15 protein-coding genes are annotated in these 18,096 nt (G+C 72.2%); 4 read left to right on the forward strand and 11 right to left on the reverse strand.

Annotation, left to right across the window (positions count from 1 at the left end; all coding sequences use genetic code 11):
- Positions 1 to 139 precede the first annotated feature (139 nt).
- From ACYU8V_RS02920 to ACYU8V_RS02935, 4 genes are read left to right on the forward strand one after another with little or no spacing between them, the layout of a single operon-like run.
- Positions 140 to 1,426, forward strand: a complete 1,287-nt coding sequence (locus tag ACYU8V_RS02920) for a glycosyltransferase family 2 protein (RefSeq protein WP_460845012.1) — start codon at positions 140 to 142, stop codon at positions 1,424 to 1,426.
- Positions 1,426 to 3,063 carry a glycosyltransferase family 39 protein gene (locus tag ACYU8V_RS02925; protein ID WP_460845013.1) on the forward strand — a complete coding sequence of 546 codons (1,638 nt, stop codon included), beginning with the start codon at positions 1,426 to 1,428 and terminating at the stop codon, positions 3,061 to 3,063. Before ACYU8V_RS02920 ends, ACYU8V_RS02925 begins: the two co-directional genes overlap by 1 nt.
- Positions 3,060 to 4,184 (forward strand): glycosyl hydrolase family 8, encoded by a 1,125-nt coding sequence (locus tag ACYU8V_RS02930; protein ID WP_460845015.1) that lies wholly within the window; start codon positions 3,060 to 3,062, stop codon positions 4,182 to 4,184. Before ACYU8V_RS02925 ends, ACYU8V_RS02930 begins: the two co-directional genes overlap by 4 nt.
- Positions 4,181 to 4,678: a GtrA family protein gene (locus tag ACYU8V_RS02935; RefSeq protein ID WP_460845018.1), complete on the forward strand. Its 498-nt coding sequence runs from the start codon at positions 4,181 to 4,183 to the stop codon at positions 4,676 to 4,678. The genes ACYU8V_RS02930 and ACYU8V_RS02935 overlap by 4 nt, the downstream gene beginning before the upstream one ends.
- On the opposite strand, the gene ACYU8V_RS02940 is transcribed toward ACYU8V_RS02935, so the two are convergent.
- From ACYU8V_RS02940 to ACYU8V_RS02990, 11 genes are all read right to left on the reverse strand, one after another.
- Positions 4,657 to 5,772 (reverse strand): hypothetical protein, encoded by a 1,116-nt coding sequence (locus ACYU8V_RS02940; protein ID WP_460845019.1) that lies wholly within the window; start codon positions 5,770 to 5,772, stop codon positions 4,657 to 4,659. The two genes, ACYU8V_RS02935 and ACYU8V_RS02940, sit on opposite strands and share 22 nt — an antisense overlap.
- Entirely contained in the window at positions 5,769 to 7,370 is a 1,602-nt protein-coding gene (locus ACYU8V_RS02945) for an AMP-binding protein (protein ID WP_460845020.1), read from the reverse strand. The genes ACYU8V_RS02940 and ACYU8V_RS02945 overlap by 4 nt, the downstream gene beginning before the upstream one ends.
- Complete coding sequence (locus ACYU8V_RS02950; protein WP_460845022.1) at positions 7,367 to 8,167, reverse strand: alpha/beta fold hydrolase; 801 nt, start codon at positions 8,165 to 8,167, stop codon at positions 7,367 to 7,369. The genes ACYU8V_RS02945 and ACYU8V_RS02950 overlap by 4 nt, the downstream gene beginning before the upstream one ends.
- Position 8,168: 1 nt before the next feature.
- Entirely contained in the window at positions 8,169 to 9,893 is a 1,725-nt protein-coding gene (locus tag ACYU8V_RS02955; protein WP_460845023.1) for a GMC oxidoreductase, read from the reverse strand.
- On the reverse strand, positions 9,890 to 11,026 hold the full coding sequence (locus ACYU8V_RS02960; RefSeq protein WP_460845024.1) for a CaiB/BaiF CoA transferase family protein: 1,137 nt from the start codon (positions 11,024 to 11,026) through the stop codon (positions 9,890 to 9,892). Before ACYU8V_RS02960 ends, ACYU8V_RS02955 begins: the two co-directional genes overlap by 4 nt.
- A gap of 4 nt (positions 11,027 to 11,030) precedes the next feature.
- On the reverse strand, positions 11,031 to 13,250 hold the full coding sequence (locus tag ACYU8V_RS02965; RefSeq protein ID WP_460845026.1) for an acyl-CoA dehydrogenase: 2,220 nt from the start codon (positions 13,248 to 13,250) through the stop codon (positions 11,031 to 11,033).
- Positions 13,247 to 14,539, reverse strand: a complete 1,293-nt coding sequence (locus ACYU8V_RS02970) for an acyl-CoA dehydrogenase family protein (protein ID WP_460845028.1) — start codon at positions 14,537 to 14,539, stop codon at positions 13,247 to 13,249. Before ACYU8V_RS02970 ends, ACYU8V_RS02965 begins: the two co-directional genes overlap by 4 nt.
- Positions 14,540 to 14,548: 9 nt before the next feature.
- Positions 14,549 to 15,418: an SDR family oxidoreductase gene (locus ACYU8V_RS02975; protein WP_460845029.1), complete on the reverse strand. Its 870-nt coding sequence runs from the start codon at positions 15,416 to 15,418 to the stop codon at positions 14,549 to 14,551.
- A gap of 71 nt (positions 15,419 to 15,489) precedes the next feature.
- Positions 15,490 to 16,362: a MaoC/PaaZ C-terminal domain-containing protein gene (locus tag ACYU8V_RS02980; protein WP_460845030.1), complete on the reverse strand. Its 873-nt coding sequence runs from the start codon at positions 16,360 to 16,362 to the stop codon at positions 15,490 to 15,492.
- 14 nt (positions 16,363 to 16,376) lie between these two features.
- Positions 16,377 to 16,811 carry a type II toxin-antitoxin system Rv0910 family toxin gene (locus ACYU8V_RS02985; RefSeq protein WP_460845032.1) on the reverse strand — a complete coding sequence of 145 codons (435 nt, stop codon included), beginning with the start codon at positions 16,809 to 16,811 and terminating at the stop codon, positions 16,377 to 16,379.
- A 56-nt stretch (positions 16,812 to 16,867) separates the two neighbouring features.
- Complete coding sequence (locus ACYU8V_RS02990) at positions 16,868 to 18,070, reverse strand: lipid-transfer protein (protein ID WP_460845033.1); 1,203 nt, start codon at positions 18,068 to 18,070, stop codon at positions 16,868 to 16,870.
- Between the last annotated feature and the right edge of the window lie 26 nt (positions 18,071 to 18,096).

Consider the following 18,096-nt stretch of genomic DNA (forward strand, 5'->3'; position numbering starts at 1 on the left):
TACCGCGACACGTCGTTAACGTGGATGGGGATGTTCCGGCCGCGCGTCGCCCGAAGCGGCGCCGCGCAACGTGGGTCCGGAAAGCACCGTGGATCCGCCGGCCGCGTCCGACACAACGCCATTCTCCGGGGGGATTCTCATGGCTTTCGTGCTGCTGTGCACCGCTGTCGTCATCGTCTCGCTCGGCCTCACGGCCGTCGCCTCCACCACGCTGTGGTGGATGCTGCACGCCTGGCGCGGGGCCGCCGCGCTCCGCTCGACCGGCTTCGCGCCACCACGCAGCAGCGAGCCACGGTCGTTCTCGCTGCTCGTCCCGGCCCGGCACGAGGAGCAGGTGCTCGGGCACACCCTCGACCGGCTCGCCGAGATGGACCACCCGTCCTTCGAGGTGATCGCGATCGTCGGCGACGACGACCCGGGCACGACCGCCGTGGCCCGTGAGGCGCAGGAGCGCCACCCGGACCTGATCTCGGTCGTCGTCGACGAGCACCCCGTGAAGAGCAAGCCCAAGGCGATGAACACCGCGCTGCCGCACTGCCGCGGCGAGATCGTCGGCGTCTTCGACGCCGAGGACGACGTGCACCCGCGCCTGCTGCGCAGTGTGGACGCCACCTTCGCGCAGTCGCGGGCGGACGTCGTGCAGGGCGGCGTGCAGCTGATGAACCTGCACACGAGCTGGTGGGCGGTGCACAACTGCCTGGAGTACTGGTTCTGGTTCCGCAGCCGGCTGCACTTCCACGCCGACCAGCGCTTCATCCCGCTGGGTGGCAACACCGTCTTCATCCGTACGTCGGTCCTCGAGCGCGCCGGCGGCTGGGACGGCGAGTGCCTCGCGGAGGACTGCGAGCTCGGCGTCCGGCTCTCCTCGACCGGCTCGCGGGTCGCGGTCAGCTACGACCCCGAGCTGGTCACCCGTGAGGAGACCCCCGGCACCATCGGCAGCCTGGTCCGCCAGCGCACCCGGTGGAACCAGGGGTTCCTGCAGGTGTTCCGCAAGGGGGAGTGGCGGCGGCTGCCGTCGCGCCGCCAGCGGATGCTGGCCCGCTACACCCTGGCCATGCCGTTCCTCCAGGCCGCGACCGGGGCGCTCGTGCCGGTCTCGGCCGTCCTCATGTTCGCGCTCAAGGTGCCCGTGCTGGTGGCGCTCGTGGCGCTCCTGCCGCTGATCCCCACCGCCGTCACGGTCGCCGTGCAGGTCGCGGCCGTCGGCGACTTCGCCCGCTGCTTCCATGAGCGGGCTCGGCTGCGCGACCACCTGCGGATCGTGATCGGCGCCATCCCGTACCAGCTGCTGCTCACCGTCGCCGCCGTGCGCGCGGTGGTGCGCGAGTGGCGCGGCGCGACCGGGTGGGAGAAGACCGAGCACGCCGGCACCCACCTGACCGCCGCCGCCCCGGTGGTCCTGGCCGACGAGGAGGCCGCCTGATGAGCGCGCTCGCCACCCCGCAGGCCCCGCCGCGGCCCGCCGAGGACGATCGCGCGCTCGGCGTCGTACCGGCACACCGGCGGCGTACGGTCCGGTCCCGGTTGTCGGCGTGGACCGCACGCCACCGCGCGTCCCTCCTGGTCCTCACCCCGCTGCTGCTCCTGGCCGGCGTGGTGCAGGCCTGGGGCATGGGCCGCGCGCCCGAGGCCGTCGACGACGAGGGCACCTACACCGCCCAGGCGTACGCCGTGGAGCACCTCGGCCGGCTCGCCCACTACACCTACTGGTACGACCATCCGCCCCTGGGCTGGCTGCAGATCGCGGGCTGGACCACGCTCACCGACGCCTTCGACCGCTACTCCTCGGCGGTGAGCGCGGGCCGCGAGTCCATGCTCGTCGCTCAGCTGGTGGCGACCGTGCTGATCTGGGCGCTGGCGCGCCGGATGCACCTCACCCGCGCGGCCGCGGCCCTGGCGGTGGTGCTCTTCGCGCTCTCGCCGCTCGCCCTCGCCTTCCACCGGATGGTCTACCTCGACAACGTCGCGGCGCCGTGGCTGCTGGCTGCCTTCCTGCTCGCCGCGCCGCGCCGCCACGAGCTGCTGGGCCTCGTCGGGGCCGCCGGCTGCTTCGCGATCGCGGTCCTGACCAAGGAGACCGTGGTGCTGCTGGCGCCGGTGCTGCTGTGGTGGGCCTGGCGGCACGCGGCCCCCTCGACCCGCCGCTACACCTTCACCGTCGCCGGCAGCCTGTTCGTGCTGCTGTGCAGCGGCTACCTGGCCTTCGCGCTGCTGCGCGGCGAGCTGCTGCCGGGCGCGAACCACGTGAGCCTGGTCGACGGCGTCCGCTTCCAGCTGTTCAGCCGTACGCCGAGCGGCTTCGTCCTCGACCGCACCAGCCAGGCGTGGGCGACCGTCGCCATCTGGCTGCACTACGACGTGTTCCTGCCGGCCGCGGCGACCGTCGCGGCGCTGGCGCTGCTGCTCTCCCCGCGCCACCGGCCGATCGCGGCGGCCTTCCTCCTGCAGGTCGTCCTGCTGCTGCGCCCGGGCTACCTGCCGGTGCCGTACGTGATCGCGATGCTGCCCTTCGCGGCGCTGTCGGTCGCGGCGGCGGTCGACCTCGCCGTACGGCATCGCCGTCGCCGTGGTCTGCGGACCGTCGCGGTGGGGGTGGCCGCGGTCGGCGCCGTGGTCACGCTGGGCTTCGCCGTCCCCTCGTGGGCGCGGGGCGTCGGCGCGCTGATGACCCGCGACACCGACCACCCCATGGTCGCCGCCGAGACCTGGCTGCAGCAGCACGCCGGTCCGCGCGACCGGCTCCTCGTCGACGACGCGGTGTGGGTGGACCTGGTGCGCTCGGGCCTGCCGCGCTCCCACGTCGTCTGGTACTACAAGGCCGACACCGACCCCGACGTCATGCGCCTGACCCCGCACGGGTGGCGCGACTACCGCTACGTGCTGGTGACCGAGTCGATGCGGCGCTCGCTGCAGACCGAGGGCATGGCGACGGCCGGCGGGCAGTACCCCGTCCTGGCCAACGCGGTGCGGCACAGCACCGTGGTGGCGTCGTACGGGCACGGCCAGAACGAGGTGCAGGTACGACGGGTGGTGGCCACGACCGGAGGGGCGGAGCGATGACCCGCAGGATCCTCATCACCGGCGGAGCGCTGCTCGTGGGCGCCGTGCTCGGGGTCGGCCTCGACCGGGCCGCGCTGCGGGCGCACGCGAGCGACCCGACCATCGCCGGCACGCCGCGCTCGGCGCCCACCGTCCTCCAGGACCGCGCCCACGCCTTCCTGCAGCGGTACGTCGACGCCACCGGCCGGGTCGTGCGCCTGGACCAGGGCGGCGACACCGTGAGCGAGGGCCAGGCCTACGCGATGCTGATCGCGGTCGGTGTGCGGGCGCAGGGCACCTTCGACCGCGTGTGGCAGTGGACCCGGACCAACCTGCGCCGTCCCGACGGGCTGCTCGCCTGGCACTGGGCGGACGGCTCGGTCACCGACCAGCAGTCGGCGGCCGACGCCGACCTGGACACCGCACGGGCCCTCGTGCTCGCGGGCCGCGCGTTCGGCCGCTCCGGGCTGGTCCGGTCCGGGACGGCGCTGGGCACCGCGATCCTGCGCGAGGAGACGGTGTCCACGCCGGTCGGCCGGCTCCTGCTGCCCGGCTCCTGGGCGGATCACCGGCCGCCGTACCTGGTCGACCCGAGCTACTTCTCGCCCGTCTCCGCCCGCGTCCTGTACGGCGCCAGCCGCGACCCGCGTTGGCGGCAGCTGGCGGCCGGCGGCCGGGCGGTGCTGCGCCGGCTGGCGACGCCACGGCGACTGGTGCCGGACTGGGCCACGGTCGCCGCCGACGGGACGGCCCGCCCGGCCCTGGGGCCGAGCGGCGAGCCGGTCGTGTTCGGCTTCGACGCCGCGCGGGCCGTGGTGCGGCTCGCCGAGTCCTGCACGGCGGCCGACCGTGCGATCGCCGCGGGCCAGCAGCCGCTGCTGACCCGCTACCCGTCGGCGTACGGGATCACGGACCTGGCGGGGCTGCCGCTGGTCGACTATGCGACCTCGCTGGCCTGGGTCTCCCGGGCTGCCGCGCTGCGTGCGACCGGGCGACCCGTTGCCGCCGCGCACGCGTTGGATGCGGCAGGTGGGGTGGCGCGCGAGTTCCCGACGTACTACGGCGACGCCTGGGAGGTGCTGGGGCGGCTGATGCTGACCACGCGCCGGCTCGGCGGCTGCGCTCAGGGGGTGGCGGCATGAGCACCCTGACCGGCCTGATCGGACTGCTGCGCAGCGAGACCGGACGGTTCGCCGTCGTCGGCGGCTCCGCCTTCCTGGTCGACCTGGGCGCGTTCAACCTGGCCCGCCTGGTCGTCCACCTCGGCCCGCTGACCTCCAAGGTGGTCGCCGTGGCCGTGGCCACGACGTTCGCGTACGTCGCCAACCGGGCCTGGACCTTCGCGCATCGCGGATCGAGCCGCGAGCGGATCGGGGTGGCGGGGGAGTACGCCCTGTTCTTCGTGCTCAACGCCGTCGGGATGCTGATCGCCTTGGCCTGCCTGGCGACCAGCTACTACCTGCTCGGGCTGCGCTCGACGCTGGACCAGAACATCTCCGCCAACGGCGTCGGCCTGGTCCTGGGCACGCTGTTCCGCTACTGGTCCTACCGGCGCTGGGTGTTCCCCGAGACCGCGGCCGAGCCGGACGACGTGCCCGTGGCGGTCGAGGCCGACTACGACCGGGCCGCGGCCTGACCGCCGTCCTGGTCGCCTGTGGGGACCGTGTCGTTGGCGGCCAGGTGGCGGTCGACCGCCGGCCAGGTCAGGTCGCGGGCCCGTGGCGAGCCGATCAGCCCGAGGTGGCTGAGCCCCTCGACCTCGAGGAACTCGACCTTGGCGCTGGGATAGGCGCGAGTGCCGGCCTCGACCGAGGCGGGGTTCGCGAGGACGTCACCGTGGCTGGCGACCAGCAGGGTCGGGCGGTCCAGCCGGTGCATGTCGACGGCGAGGTCGTCGGTCAGGTGCACGGTGCCCTCGGCCAGCTCGCGCCCGCACACCAGCCGGGCGATCGCCTGGTTGAAGAACCGGGCCGGGTAGGCGGGCATGCCGGCGATGAAGGCGTCGACGGCGGTGATCCGCGCCAGCACCTCGGGTCGGTGCAGGTTGCGGGCGAGCGCGAGCGGCTTGGTGAGCTCGCGCACCGGCGCCATCCACCGGTAGCCCAGCCGGGTCAGCGGGCCGGTCGTGCCGCCGACCAGGCGCGTCCCGGCGAAGACCGGCCCCAGGCCGATGCTGCGGTGCAGCGCCACGAGCGGCGCGTAGGCCGGGTTGAGGTGGTAGTCGGTGGGCGTGCCCAGCGCGGTGATCGAGGCGATCGGCAGGTCCGGACGGTGCGCGCCCAGCAACAGCGACAGCGTCCCGCCGTGGGACCAGCCGACCAGGTGGACCGGCCGGTCGTGCTCGGCGGCGATGCGCTCCACAGCCGCCGGAAGCAGGTCGTCGATCCAGTGCTCGAAGCCCATCGCCCGGTCCGCGAAGGTCATCCGCCCGTAGTCGATGGTGTACGTCGGCCGGCCGGCATGCCCGTCACCGCGGCCGTGCCCGGCGAGGTGCGCGGAGAGGCTCTGCCCGGGTCGCAGGTCCCAGCAGGAGACCGGCACGGCCAGCGGGGTCACCAGCAGCACCGGGTTGCCGCGCTGGTCGTCCGCGGGGGCGATCCGCTCGACGCGCGCGTGCGGAGCGTCGTACAGCAGCGAGGTGGGGGTGGCGTCCTCGGGCTCGAGGCCCGGGCCGAGGGGCGAGATCGCCCACGCGGTGCGGGCGGCGTCGATCAGCGGGGCGAGGCTCACGACGGCTCCCAGCCGACCAGCTCGCGCTTGAGCACCTTGCCGGTGGGGTTCCGGGGGAGCTCGGGCAGGAAGATGACGTCACGCGGCACCTTGTAGCGCGCGAGGTGCTCGCGCACCAGGTCGCGCACCTCGTCGGCGGTCAGCGACCCGCCCTCGCGCAGTGCGACGAAGGCCCGCAGGCGCGCCCCGAACTCCTCGTCCGGTACGCCGACCACGGCTGCCTCCTGCACGGCGGGATGCCCGATCAGCAGCTCCTCGACCTCGGCCGGGAAGACGTTCTCGCCGCCGGAGACGATCATGTCGTCGTCGCGCCCGTCGATGTAGAGCAGCCCACCGTCGAAGTGGCCCACGTCGCCGGTGGCGAGCATGCCGTCGACGATCTGCTTGTGGCCGCCGCCGGTGTAGCCCTCGAACGGCGTCACCGTGCCGACGAAGACGCGGCCGCGCTCGCCGGGTGCGACCGGGCGGTCGCGGTCGTCGAGCAGCGCGACGCGCGAGCCGAGCATCGGCGTACCGACCGAGGTGGGGTGGGAGCGCACCACGTCGGGGTCGGCCATGGTCGCCAGCGAGACCTCGGTGGAGCCGTAGAGGTTGAAGATGACGTCGCCGAAGCGGTCCTGGAACTCCTGCGAGACCGCGGCGGGCAGGGCCGAGCCGCTGCAGAAGGCCGCGCGCAGCGAGGAGGTGTCGTAGCGCGCGGTGACCTCGGGAGGCAGCGCGATCACCCGCTGCAGCAGCACCGGCACGACGCAGACCGCGGTGGCGCGGTGCCGCTCGATGTCGGCCAGGAAGGTCTCGGGATCGAACGAGCGGCGCAGCACGACCTTGGAGCCCAGCCCGAAGGTCAGCATCGTCATGATCAGCCCGGTGCCGTGGAACAGCGGCGGGCCGATGACGGTCGCCCCGCGGGCGCGCAGCGGCATCCGGTCCAGCAGCGCGCCGGCCAGCGTGTAGCCCTTCGGCTCGGTGCGCGGCGCACCCTTCGGCGTACCGGTGGTGCCGCTGGTGAGCAGCACGATGCGTCCCGGCTTGACGGGCGCCGGCGGCGTCTGCGGGTCCCCGGAGGCGGCCAGCCGGGTGAGGTCGTCCTCGGCGGCGGTGATATCGGTCCACAGCACGGGCAGGTCGAGACCGTCGGCGGCCGCTCCGAGGTCGACGTCGCACACGAGCAGGTCGATGCCCTCGCGCCCGATCACCTCGGCGGCCTGCTTGGCGGAGAACGCCGTGTTGAGCCAGACCGTGTTGAGTCCCGCGCGGGAGGCGGCGAACGCCGCGATCAGCGGGCCGCGGTGGTTGCGGCAGAGCATGCCGACGGTCTGACCCGGGCGGTACGACGCCCGCAGCGCGTTGCTGAGGCGGCAGACCTGCTCCTCGAGCTCGGCGTAGGTGATCTCGCCCCGCTCGTCGGCGATCGCGGGGTGCGGTCCGTGGTGGGCGGCCGCCGCGCGTACGGCGCCGCCGAACGGCCCGAACTTCTGCATGGCGAGGACGACCGACGGGAGGGTGTGCGGCGCGCGCAGGGGGAGTACGCCGGCGCGGGCCATCACGGCCAGCGACCGGGCCTCGAGGGACGCGCGGTGCAGGAGCTTTCGGGTCACGAGGCCTCAGCCTGAACCGCGGGAGCACTCCCGTCCAGCAGAACACGCGCGACGTGGGCAGGATCATCCGCCATCGGCACGTGGCCGCAGCCGCGCAGCCGGACGTGGGTCGCGTTCGGCATCCGCCGCTGCGCCAGGCGGGCCTGGTAGGGCAGCAGGATCAGGTCACGGGCGCCCCAGGCGATGGTGACCGGGATGCCGGCGGGGATGACGCGGTCGAACACCTCGGCCGCGGGGAAGATCTGCTTCATCGCGGGGATCGCCCGGCGCATGCCGTTCAGGTCGTCCACGAACTCCCCGGCCGGGATGCGCTCGGGATGGGCGGAGACGACCGCACCCATCACCCGGCGTGCGGTGTCGGACCGCGCGAGCGTGGGTGCCACGGGGGCGAGCAGCTGCGCGCTCGCGGTCAGCCAGGTGAACAGTGCGCGGATGTAGGCGAAGTCGGCGGCGCCGTACCAGAACGCGGCGGGGGAGAGCGTCGTCGCGCTGCACACCAGGCCGTCGGCGGCGGCCTCGAGCGCGATCCGGCCGCCGAGGGAGTTGCCGGCGATGTGCGGCCGGTCCAGGCCGAGGGCGTCCATCGCAGCGGTGAGCTCGGTCCGCAGCGTCGCCTGCACGTCCCCGTCGCGGACGACGAGATCGGGCGACTCGCCGTGGCCGGGCAGGTCGAACAGGACGACGGTGCGGTGGCCGGTCAGGTGGTCCAGCAGCGGGTACCACGCCTGGCGGCGGTGGGTGAGGCCGTGGACCAGGACCAGCGGCTCACCGGAGCCGTGGATCTCGTGCGCGAGCATGTCAGTCCCTCTCGTGGACGATGTCGACGATCGGCAGGCGGAGCGCTGCCGGCGCGGTCGGAGGTACGGCGGGCCTGCGCGGGTGGACGGCCGGGATGGCGGCATACGCCGATCCGAGCGGTGGCCGCGGATCGGGCTCGCCCTTGTTGGGCCAGTACGCCAGCGCGCGCTCGGCCTGGGCGGTGATGGTCAGCGACGGGTTCACGCCGAGGTTCGCCGAGATCGCCGAGCCGTCCATGACGTGCAGGCCGTCGTACCCGTAGAGGCGCTGGTAGGGGTCGATGACGCCGGTCTCGGGGGAGTCGCCGATCGTGCAGCCGCCGATGAAGTGGGCGGTTGCCGGCATCCCGAACGGCTCACCGATGCTCCCGCCCGCGAGCGCGCCCGGGCCCATGAGGTCGGCCATCCGGTGCACGACGTCGTGGCCCTGCGGGATCCAGGTCGGGTTGGGGGAGCCGTGGCCCTGCCGGGAAGAGAGACGCCAGCCCCACGGGGTCCGCTTGACGAAGGTGGTGATCGAGTTGTCGCTGGCCTGCATGACGAGGGCGATGATCGAGCGCTCGGACCAGTGCCTCACGTCGTAGAGCCGGCGCGCCCGGGGCAGCAGCTTGGCGTACTCCTTGGCCCACCGACGCCGGACGCCGGGTCCCCCGGGCACCAGCGCGGTCTGCAGCAGCGAGATGAAGTTGCTGCCGTGGCCGTACCTCACCGGCTCGATGTGGGTCACCGCGTCCGGGTGGAAGGAGGACGTGATGGCGACGCCGTGCGAGTAGTCGATCTCGTCCCCGGCGGCCATCGCGCCGAGGATCGCCTCGGAGTTGGTGCGGGTGAGGTGGCCGAGCCGGTCGGAGACGTGCGGGAGGTCGCCGTCGGCCTTGAGCGCGTGGAGCAGCTTCTGGGTGCCGAGAGCGGCCCCGGCGAACACCACCTGGTCCGCGGTGAACCGCTTGACCGCCGTACGCCGGGAGAGCTTGGCCTTGGTCCACCGCGCCTCGATCTCGTAGCCGCCCCCGGCGCGCGGGCGAACCCGCGTGACCGTGGTGAGCGGATGCACGACCGCGCCGTTGCGCTCCGCGAGGTGCAGGTAGTTCTTGACCAGGGTGTTCTTCGCGTCGTGGCGGCAGCCCGTCATGCACTCGCCGCACTGCGTGCACGTCGTGCGCTGCGGCCCCTCGCCTCCGAAGAACGGGTCCGCGACGGCCGTGCCGCCCGGCTGCTCCGGGTCGCCGAAGAGCACGCCCACCGGCGTCGGGTGGAAGGTGTCGGACACCCCCAGCTGCTCGGCGACGCCCCGCATGACCGCGTCCGCCGGGGTGAACCCGGGGTACGTCGTGACGCCGAGCATCCGCTTCGCCTGGTCGTAGTACGGCGCCAGCTCCGACTTCCAGTCGGTGATGCCGGCCCAGGCGGGGTCCCGGTAGAACGGGTCGAGTGGCTCGTAGAGCGTGTTCGCGTAGCCGAGCGAGCCGCCCCCGACCCCGGCGCCGGCCACGATCAGGCAGTCACGCAGCGCCTCGATGCGCAGGATGCCGTAGCAGCCGGCCCACGGCGCGAACAGGTAGCGCTTGACGTCCCACGAGGTCGCGGCGAAGTCGGCGTCGGCGAACCGCGCGCCCGCCTCCAGGACGCCGACGCGGTAGCCCTTCTCCGTCAGCCGGAGCGCGCTCACCGACCCTCCGAACCCCGACCCGATGACGAGGACGTCGTAGTGGTCCGGAACGCTCACCCGGCCACCCCGCGGCGTCGCAGGTCGGCGACGGCCTCGGCATCGAAGCCGAGGCCTGCGAGCACGGCATCGGTGTCGGCAGCGAAGGGGGACGGCGGGGCCGGGGCCGGGGCCGGCGTACGGCTGAACCGCGGAGCGGGCGACGGCTGCAGGCGGCCCGCGACCGTGGTGAAGGTGCCGCGGGCGGCGTTGTGCGGGTGCTCGTGTGCCTCCCACGGGGAGAGCACGGGCGCGACACAGGCGTCGACCCCGTCGAAGATCTCCTCCCACTCGGCGCGGCTGCGGGTGAGGAAGGCCTCCGCGATCGCGGACCGCAGCTCGTCGGCACGGTCGGTGTCGAACGGGTGGGGGAGGTCGGACTCCTTCAGGCCCAGGCCGGCCAGCAGCTGGCTGTAGAACTGCGGCTCGACGGCTCCCACCGCGACATACCGGCCGTCCGCGCACGCGTAGGTGTCGTAGAACGCGGCGCCACCGTCGAGGAAGTTGGTGCCCCGCTCGTGCGACCAGAGGCCGGCGGCCTCCATCCCGTGCACGAAGGTCGTGAGCAGTGCGGCACCGTCGACCATCGCGGCGTCGACGACCTGGCCCTGGCCCGACCAGCGGCGCTCGTGCAGCGCCGCCAGGATCCCGATGACCAGCAGGAACCCGCCCCCGGCGAAGTCGGCGACCAGGTTGAGCGGCGCGTAGGGGCGCTCCCCGGCCCGGCCCATCGGCTCCAGCGCCCCGGCGAGCGCGATGTAGTCGATGTCGTGGCCGGCCGCGCTCGCGAGCGGACCCTCCTGGCCGAAGCCGGTGAGCCGCCCGTAGACCAGCTCCGGGTTGCGGCGCAGGCACTCCTCGGGGCCGAGGCCGAGCCGCTCCATCACTCCTGGGCGGAAGCCCTCGACCAGCACGTCGGCGTCGTCGAGCAGCGCGAGGAGGACCTCGGCGCCCTCTTGGGTCTTCAGGTCCAGGGCCATCGAGCGCTGGCCGCGGTCGAGGTAGCCCGACGGCACCGACAGCGCGTCCCCGCCACCCGAGCGCTCCACACGCAGCACGTCCGCACCGAGGTCGGCGAGCACCATGCACGCGAACGGCGCGGGCGCCATGCTGGCGACCTGGACGACCTTCAGTCCCTCGAGAGGTCCGGGCATCGGATCAGCCCCTCGGCTCGGCATCACGCGGCAGACCGAGCATCCGCTCGCCGATCAGGTTGAGCTGCACCTCGGTGGTGCCGCCGTAGATCGTGGTCGCACGACCGCCGAGCAGCTGCTCGAGGGCGTGGTCGGTCCGCTCGCCGGGCACCGAGAAGGCGCCGGCGACGCCGAGCTCGGCGGTGATGAACTCGGCGATCTTCTGGCTGATGCTCATCGCGAGCAGCTTGTTGACGCTCGCGGTGGTGCCGCTGTCGGCGCCGAGCAGCTGCTTGAGCACGATCCGGTTGCTCATCACGTCGATCGCCTGGGACTCCGCGAGCAGCTCACCGAGCTGGAAGCGGGCGACCGTCGAGAGGTCGTGGCCCTTCGCGAAGCGCAGCAGGTCGCCGTCGTTGGCGTACGCCGCCATCTTCCCCGAGAGCGCGACCCGCTCGCTGGCCAGCGCGGTGCGGGTGACCCTCCATCCGTCGTTCACCTCGCCGACGACGTACTTGTCCTCGATGAAGACGTCGTCGAAGAAGACCTCGTTGAACAGGGCCGACCCGGTCATCTCCTTCAGGGGGCGTACGTCGACGCCCTCCTTGCTCATGTCGAGCAGGAAGTAGGTGATGCCCTCGTGCTTGGGAGCGGTCGGGTCGGTGCGCGCGATCAGGATGCCCCAGTCGGAGAACTGCGCCATCGAGGTCCAGATCTTCTGCCCGTTGATCCGCCAGCCGCCCTCGACCCTGGTGGCCCTGGTCTGCAGGGAGGCGAGGTCGGAGCCGGAGCCCGGCTCGGAGAACAGCTGGCACCACATCACGTCGCCACGCAGCGTGGGCAGCCCGAACTCCTCCTTGAGCTCCTCGGAGCCGTAGCCGACGATCGACGCGAGCGCCCAGATGCCCATGAGCAGGCTCGGGACATCGACGCCGGTCGCCTTGAGCTCCTGGGCGATGACGACCTGCTCCAGCGGGCCCGCGGCGCGACCGTAGGGCTTCGGGAAGTACGGCAGCACCCAGCCGCCGTCGCCGAGGGCGGCCAGTCGCTCGTCCTCGTCCTCGATCGCCTTGATCGCCTCGAGCGCGGCACGGACCTCCGCACGGATCTCCTCGGCCTCGGGCGGGAGCTCGATGTCGAGGGCGCGCAGGTGGCCGGCCAGGGCTGTCTCGGCGACGCGCAGCGCGCGGGTCTCCCGGGTGCCGAGGGCGGCGCGGAGCGTGAGGGCGCGGCGGTAGTAGAGGTGGGCGTCGTGCTCCCAGGTGAAGCCGATGCCGCCGTGGGCCTGGATGCAGTCCTGGGCGACCTTCACGGCGAGGTCGGGTACGACGACGGCGGCGACGTCGCCCGCGAAGCCGGCGGTGTCGTCGCCCTTGTCGAGGGCCGTCGCGGCGTCCCAGACGGCGGCCCGCGCCTGCTCGAGGGCGATGCCCATCCATGCGCACTTGTGCTTGATGCCCTGGAACTGCCCGATCGGGCGGCCGAACTGCACGCGGATCTTCGCGTACTCCGACGCGGCGGCGACACACCAGGCGATGACGCCCGTGGCCTCGGCGCCGAGGACGACCGCGGTGATCGCCCGCGCCTGCTCGGGGGTGAGGCCGTCCAGGACGCGGTCGCCGGGGATCGTCAGGTCGGTCGCCGTCACGCGGGCTGCTCCGCGGAGCACGTCGGCGCTGTCCTGGGCGGTGACCGTGAGCTCGTCCGCGAGCGCGATGACCCATCGGATCCGACCGTCGAGGGCGACCGGCAGGACGAACAGGTCGGCGACGTCGCCCGCGGCGAGCCCGTCCCACGACCCGCTGAGGGCGAGGCCGTCGTCGGTGGCGGTCGCCGCGGGGAGGGTGCTCGTCTCGGGGGCGACCGCGCCGGTCGCCGTACCGTCGACGAGGCCGGGGAGGTACGCCGTCGCCGCGCCGCCCGCGGCCTGGATCAGCGCCGAGGCGTGCACGGTCGGCGTGAAGGCGCCCGGGACGGCGTGGCGGCCCAGCGCCTCCAGGGCGACCGCCAGAGTGGTCAGGCCGCCGCCCGAGCCGCCGAGGTCCTCGGAGACGTGCAGGCCCAGGAGCTCGTAGTCCACCAGTGCCTTCCAGAACGGCGGGAACCTCTCCGGCGTCCTGGCGTCGACGATGGAGCGGATGGCGTCGGTCGAGAGGACGCTCTCCGCGAGGTCGGCGACGGCGTTGGCGAGGTCGATGTGCTCCTCGGTGATGCCGAGGCCGAGCTCGTAGGGCTGGCGGGTCATGCGCTGAGAAGTCCCTTCGCGACGTGGGTCACCTGGATCTCGTTGGAGCCGGCGTAGATCATCAGCGACTTGGCGTCGCGGGCGAGCTGCTCCACGCGGTACTCGGCCATGTAGCCGTTGCCGCCGAAGAGCTGGACGGCGTCCATGGCGACGTCGGTGGCGGCCTCGGTGGAGTAGAGCTTCATCGCCGACGCCTCGGCGAGCGTCGGGACCTTGCCGGCCTGGATGTGCTCGAGCGCGGAGAACACCATGTTCTGCACGTTGAGCCGGGCGACCTCCATCTTGGCGAGCTTGAGCTGGATCAGCTGGAACTCCGAGATCGGCTTGCCCCACAGCTCGCGCTTCTTGGCGTAGTCGACCGACAGCCGGTGGCACTCGTTGATGATGCCGAGGGAGAGGACCGCGCAGCCGACCCGCTCCATCACGAAGCTGGACCGGGCGCTGTCGCGCCCGTCCGCGGCCTTGCTGGTCCGGTCCAGCGCCGCCGCACCGCCGAGGAGCCGGTCCATGCCGAGCCGCACGTCGTCGAAGAAGAGCTCCCCGGTCGGCGAGGACATCATGCCCATCTTCTTGAACGCCTTGCCCTGGACCAGGCCCGGGTCGCCCTTCTCCAGGACGAAGGTGAGCACCTGGCGGTCGCGGATCGGCGTACCGTCGCCCTCGTCGAGCTTGGCGTAGACGACCAGCACGTCGGCGATCGGGCCGTTGGTGATGAAGGTCTTGTTGCCCTTGAGGACGAACTCGTCCCCGTCGCGGCGGACGGTGGTCTTCATGCCGCCGAAGGCGTCCGAGCCCGAGTCGGGCTCGGTGATCGCCCAGGAGGCGATGTGCTCGGCGGAGATGATCTTCGGGAGCCAGCGCTCCTTCTGCTCGAGCGTTCCCTTGGCGGCGATCGTGCCGGCGCCGAGGCCGATCGAGACCCCCATCGAGGCGATCGTGCCGAGCGAGACTCCCGCGAGCTCGCTGAGGATGACGGCACCCATCGACGGGATGGATTCGAAGCCCTGCAACGGGTTCGCCGGGCCGGACTTCCGCTCCGCCTTCGCGGCCTTGGCCGCGGCGACCTCCTCGGGGGTGCGCTCCGCGCGCCTGCGCTCGGCGCCGAGCATCTTCTCCACCGCCTCGGACGCCATGGCGTCCAGGCCGAACGCGGCGAAGAAGCTGCGCACCAGGTCGAACGGCAGGAGCTCCCCGGTCTCGATGGCGTCGATGTTGGGGCGGACGTTCTTGTCGATCCAGTCCCGCACGCTCTCGCGCACGGCCTCGTCCATGTCGGACCACGCGATCATCGGGACTCCTCAGCCGAGCCGGTTGGCGAGATCGTCGAGGTCCCAGGGGCCCTCGGACTCGATGGCGGCCACCTCGTGCCAGCCCTGCATCTCTTGGATCACGCCGCCCTGCACGGCGAAGAACTTGCCGTTCAGCTTGCAGTCGGGCGCCGCGAGGCGGGCGACGAGGGGGGAGATGTTCGAGGGGTGCCAGGCGTCGAACTCGCCCTCCTCGACCTCCTCGGCGAAGATCGCGCCCATGCCCGGGGTGGCCAGGGTGAGGCGGGTACGGGCGATCGGCGCGATGACGTTGCTGCGGACGCCGTAGCGGTCGAGCTCGTCGGCGGCGACCAGCGTCAGCGCGGCGACGGCGGCCTTGGCGGCGCCGTAGTTGGCCTGGCCGGCGTTCGGCATGAAGGTGCCCGATGCGGAGGCGGTGTTGATGACCGAGGCGTTGACCTCGACGCCCGCCTTCGTCTGCTCCTTCCAGTACGCCGCCGCATGGTGCATCGGGCCGGCCGTGCCCTTGAGGACGACCCCCACGACGGCGTCCCACTGGTCCTCGGTCAGGTTCGGGATGAACGCGTCGCGCAGGATGCCGGCGTTGTTGACCAGGATGTCCAGGCCGCCGAGCTCGTCGATGGCCTGCTTGACCATCCGCTCCGCGCCGTCCCAGGTCGCGACGTTGTCGTAGTTGGCCGCGCCCGCGCCGCCGGCGGCGACGATCTCGTCGACGACGCTCTGCGCCGGCGTGGTGTCGGTCCCGGTGCCGTCGTTGGCGCCGCCGATGTCGTTGACGAGGACCTTGGCGCCCTCCCTGGCCAGCAGCAGCGCGTGCTCGCGGCCGATGCCGCGGCCCGCTCCGGTGACGATGGCGACGCGTCCGTCGAGGGTTCCCATGAGTCGTGTGTGTCCTATCGGGGTCGGTGATCGAGTGCCGCCGTGAGGGACGAGCGGCGGTGTATCGAGATTCAGTCGGTGAAGACGGCCAGGCCGTCGGTGAGCACGAGGGCGGAGTCGACCTCGGTGCGGAAGCCGTACGCCGTCGTACCGGTGTCGATGGTGGCGTCGTCGAGCTTCCAGAAGCTGGTGGTCATGTCCTGGCCGGGCAGGACCGGCTTGGCGAAGCGCACCGCGAAGCGCTTGAGCCGGGCGACGTCGCCGTCGGCGAACTCCTGCAGCGCCGCCCACGAGGTGAACGCCATCGTGCAGAGACCGTGGTTGATGATCCCGGGCAGGCCGGACATCTTGGCGATCTCCTCGTCGAGGTGGATCGGCATCGGGTCACCCGACGCGGGGGAGTAGCGGAACGTCTGGTCCTCGTCGACGTGCTGGGTCACCACGGCGTCCGGCGCCCCGGTGGTGGCGGCCGGGTCGAGCGCGTGGCCCGGCGCCAGCTCGCCGATGGTCTTGCCGGCGTCGACGCCGCGGAAGAACGCGGTGATCCACTGCTCGTTGACCAGCTCGCCGTCGGCGTCGCGCGTCTCCGCGTAGACCACCACGGTGGAGCCGGTGGAGAGGTTGGCGTAGCCGGTCGCCTTCGAGCGGCAGGTCAGCACGTCGCCCGGCCGGATCGGACGGTGGAAGTGGAAGTCCTGCTCACCGTGGACGAGCTTCATGAGGAGCTCGATCGGCGCCACCTCGAGGGCCGCGGGGGCCATCGAGAAGAAGGTGGGCACCACGGCGAAGACCGGCGACGCGACCTCGCCGGCGAGGTGCGCCGGGATCGGGTCGTTGGTGGCCGCGGCGTACTCGGCGATGCGCTCGGCAGTGACCTCGAAGACGACGTCTTCCTCACCCCACTGGCCAAGGCCGCTGTCCTCGAAGGTCACTGCCTGCGTCATCTGCTCGTCCCCGATCAGGCGTTGACGAGGTCGGCGAACTTCGCGAGCGACGCCTCGAGGTCGGCCTGGGCGTTCTTGGCGACCGCCTTGCCGATCGGGCCCACGATCATGGTGCCGTTGAAGTCGGCGTCCATGGTGATGGTGGAGCCGGCGTCGGCCGGCGCGATGACCATGCCGAACTTGACCTTCACGCCGGCCATGCCGGTGCCCTCGATCGCGACGGAGGTGGGCGCGTCGACCGAGGTGACCTCCCACTCGATCTTGTTGGCCATGCCCATGACGGAGACGACCTCGGTGATGCGGGTGCCGACGGTGACGTCGGTCGGGAGGTCGGACTTCCATCCCTGGTGGATGGTCAGCCACTTCTCCCAACCGGCGAGGTCGAGGAGGTTGTCCCACGCGGTCTGCGCGTCGACGGGAAGGGCCTGGGTGACGGAAACGCTTGCCATGAGTGTTGTTCTCCTGAGTTGTTGTTGGTGGTCGAGCTCGTCGCGACCCGAGAGGGTCAGTTCGCCTTGCGGTACGCCGTGACGACGACCGCGCCGCCGAGGCCGATGTTGTGCTGGAGGGCGACGCCGCCGGGCTGGGCGGCGCGCTCGACCTGGCGCTTGTCGGCGGTGCCGCGCAGCTGCCAGGTGAGCTCGGAGCACTGGGCGAGGCCCGTGGCGCCGAGCGGGTGGCCCTTGGAGATGAGGCCGCCGGAGGGGTTGACGACCCACCGGCCGCCGTAGGTGGTGTCGTCGTTGTCGACGAGCTTGCCGGCCTCGCCGTCGGCGCACAGGCCGAGCGCCTCGTAGGTGAGCAGCTCGTTGGCGGAGAAGCAGTCGTGCAGCTCGATGACCGAGACGTCGTCGGCCCCGACGCCGGCCTGCTCGTAGACCTCGCGGGCGGCGCGGCGGCTCATCTCCTTGCCGACCAGCGACTGGGCCGACTTGTCCTCGAAGGTGCTGCGCATGTCGGTGACCATCGACTGGCCGATGATCTCGACCGCCTGGTCGCCGAGGCCGTGCTTGTCGACGAAGGCCTCGCTGGCCAGGATCGCCGCGCCGGAGCCGTCGGAGGTGGGGGAGCACTGCAGCTTGGTCAGCGGTGCGTAGATCGTGGGCGCGTCCAGGATCTCCTGGAGGGTGTACTCCTTCTGGAACTGTGCGTAGGGGTTGTTCACCGAGTGCTTGTGGTTCTTGTAGCCGATCTTGGCGAACTGCTCCGGCGTGGTGCCGTACTTCTCCATGTGCTCGCGCCCCGCCGCACCGAACATGTACGGCGCCGGCGGCATCGCGAACTCCTGCAGCTCGGCGAGGGCCATCAGGTGGTCCATCATCGGGTTGGTGCGGTCGTCGAAGACCGACATCAGCGAGCCGGGCTGCATCTTCTCGAAGCCGAGCGCGAGCGTGCAGTCGTAGAGACCGCCGCGGATGCCCTGGGCGGACAGCCAGAGGGCCGTCGAGCCGGTCGAGCAGTTGTTGTTGACGTTGGTGATCGGCACGCCGGTCATGCCGAGCTCGTAGACCGCGCGCTGGCCGCAGGTCGAGTCGCCGTAGACGTAGCCGACGTTGACCTGCTCGACGAGGTCGTAGCCGATGCCGGCGTCCTCGAGCGCCTTCGTGCCGGCCTCGCGGGCCATGTCGGGGTAGTCCCACTCCTTGGAGCCAGGCTTCTCGAACTTCGTCATGCCGACGCCGACGACGTACACCTTGTTCTTGCCCACCGATGAGGCCTTTCGATCACGGGCCG

It is taken from the genome of Nocardioides ultimimeridianus, assembly GCF_054777895.1.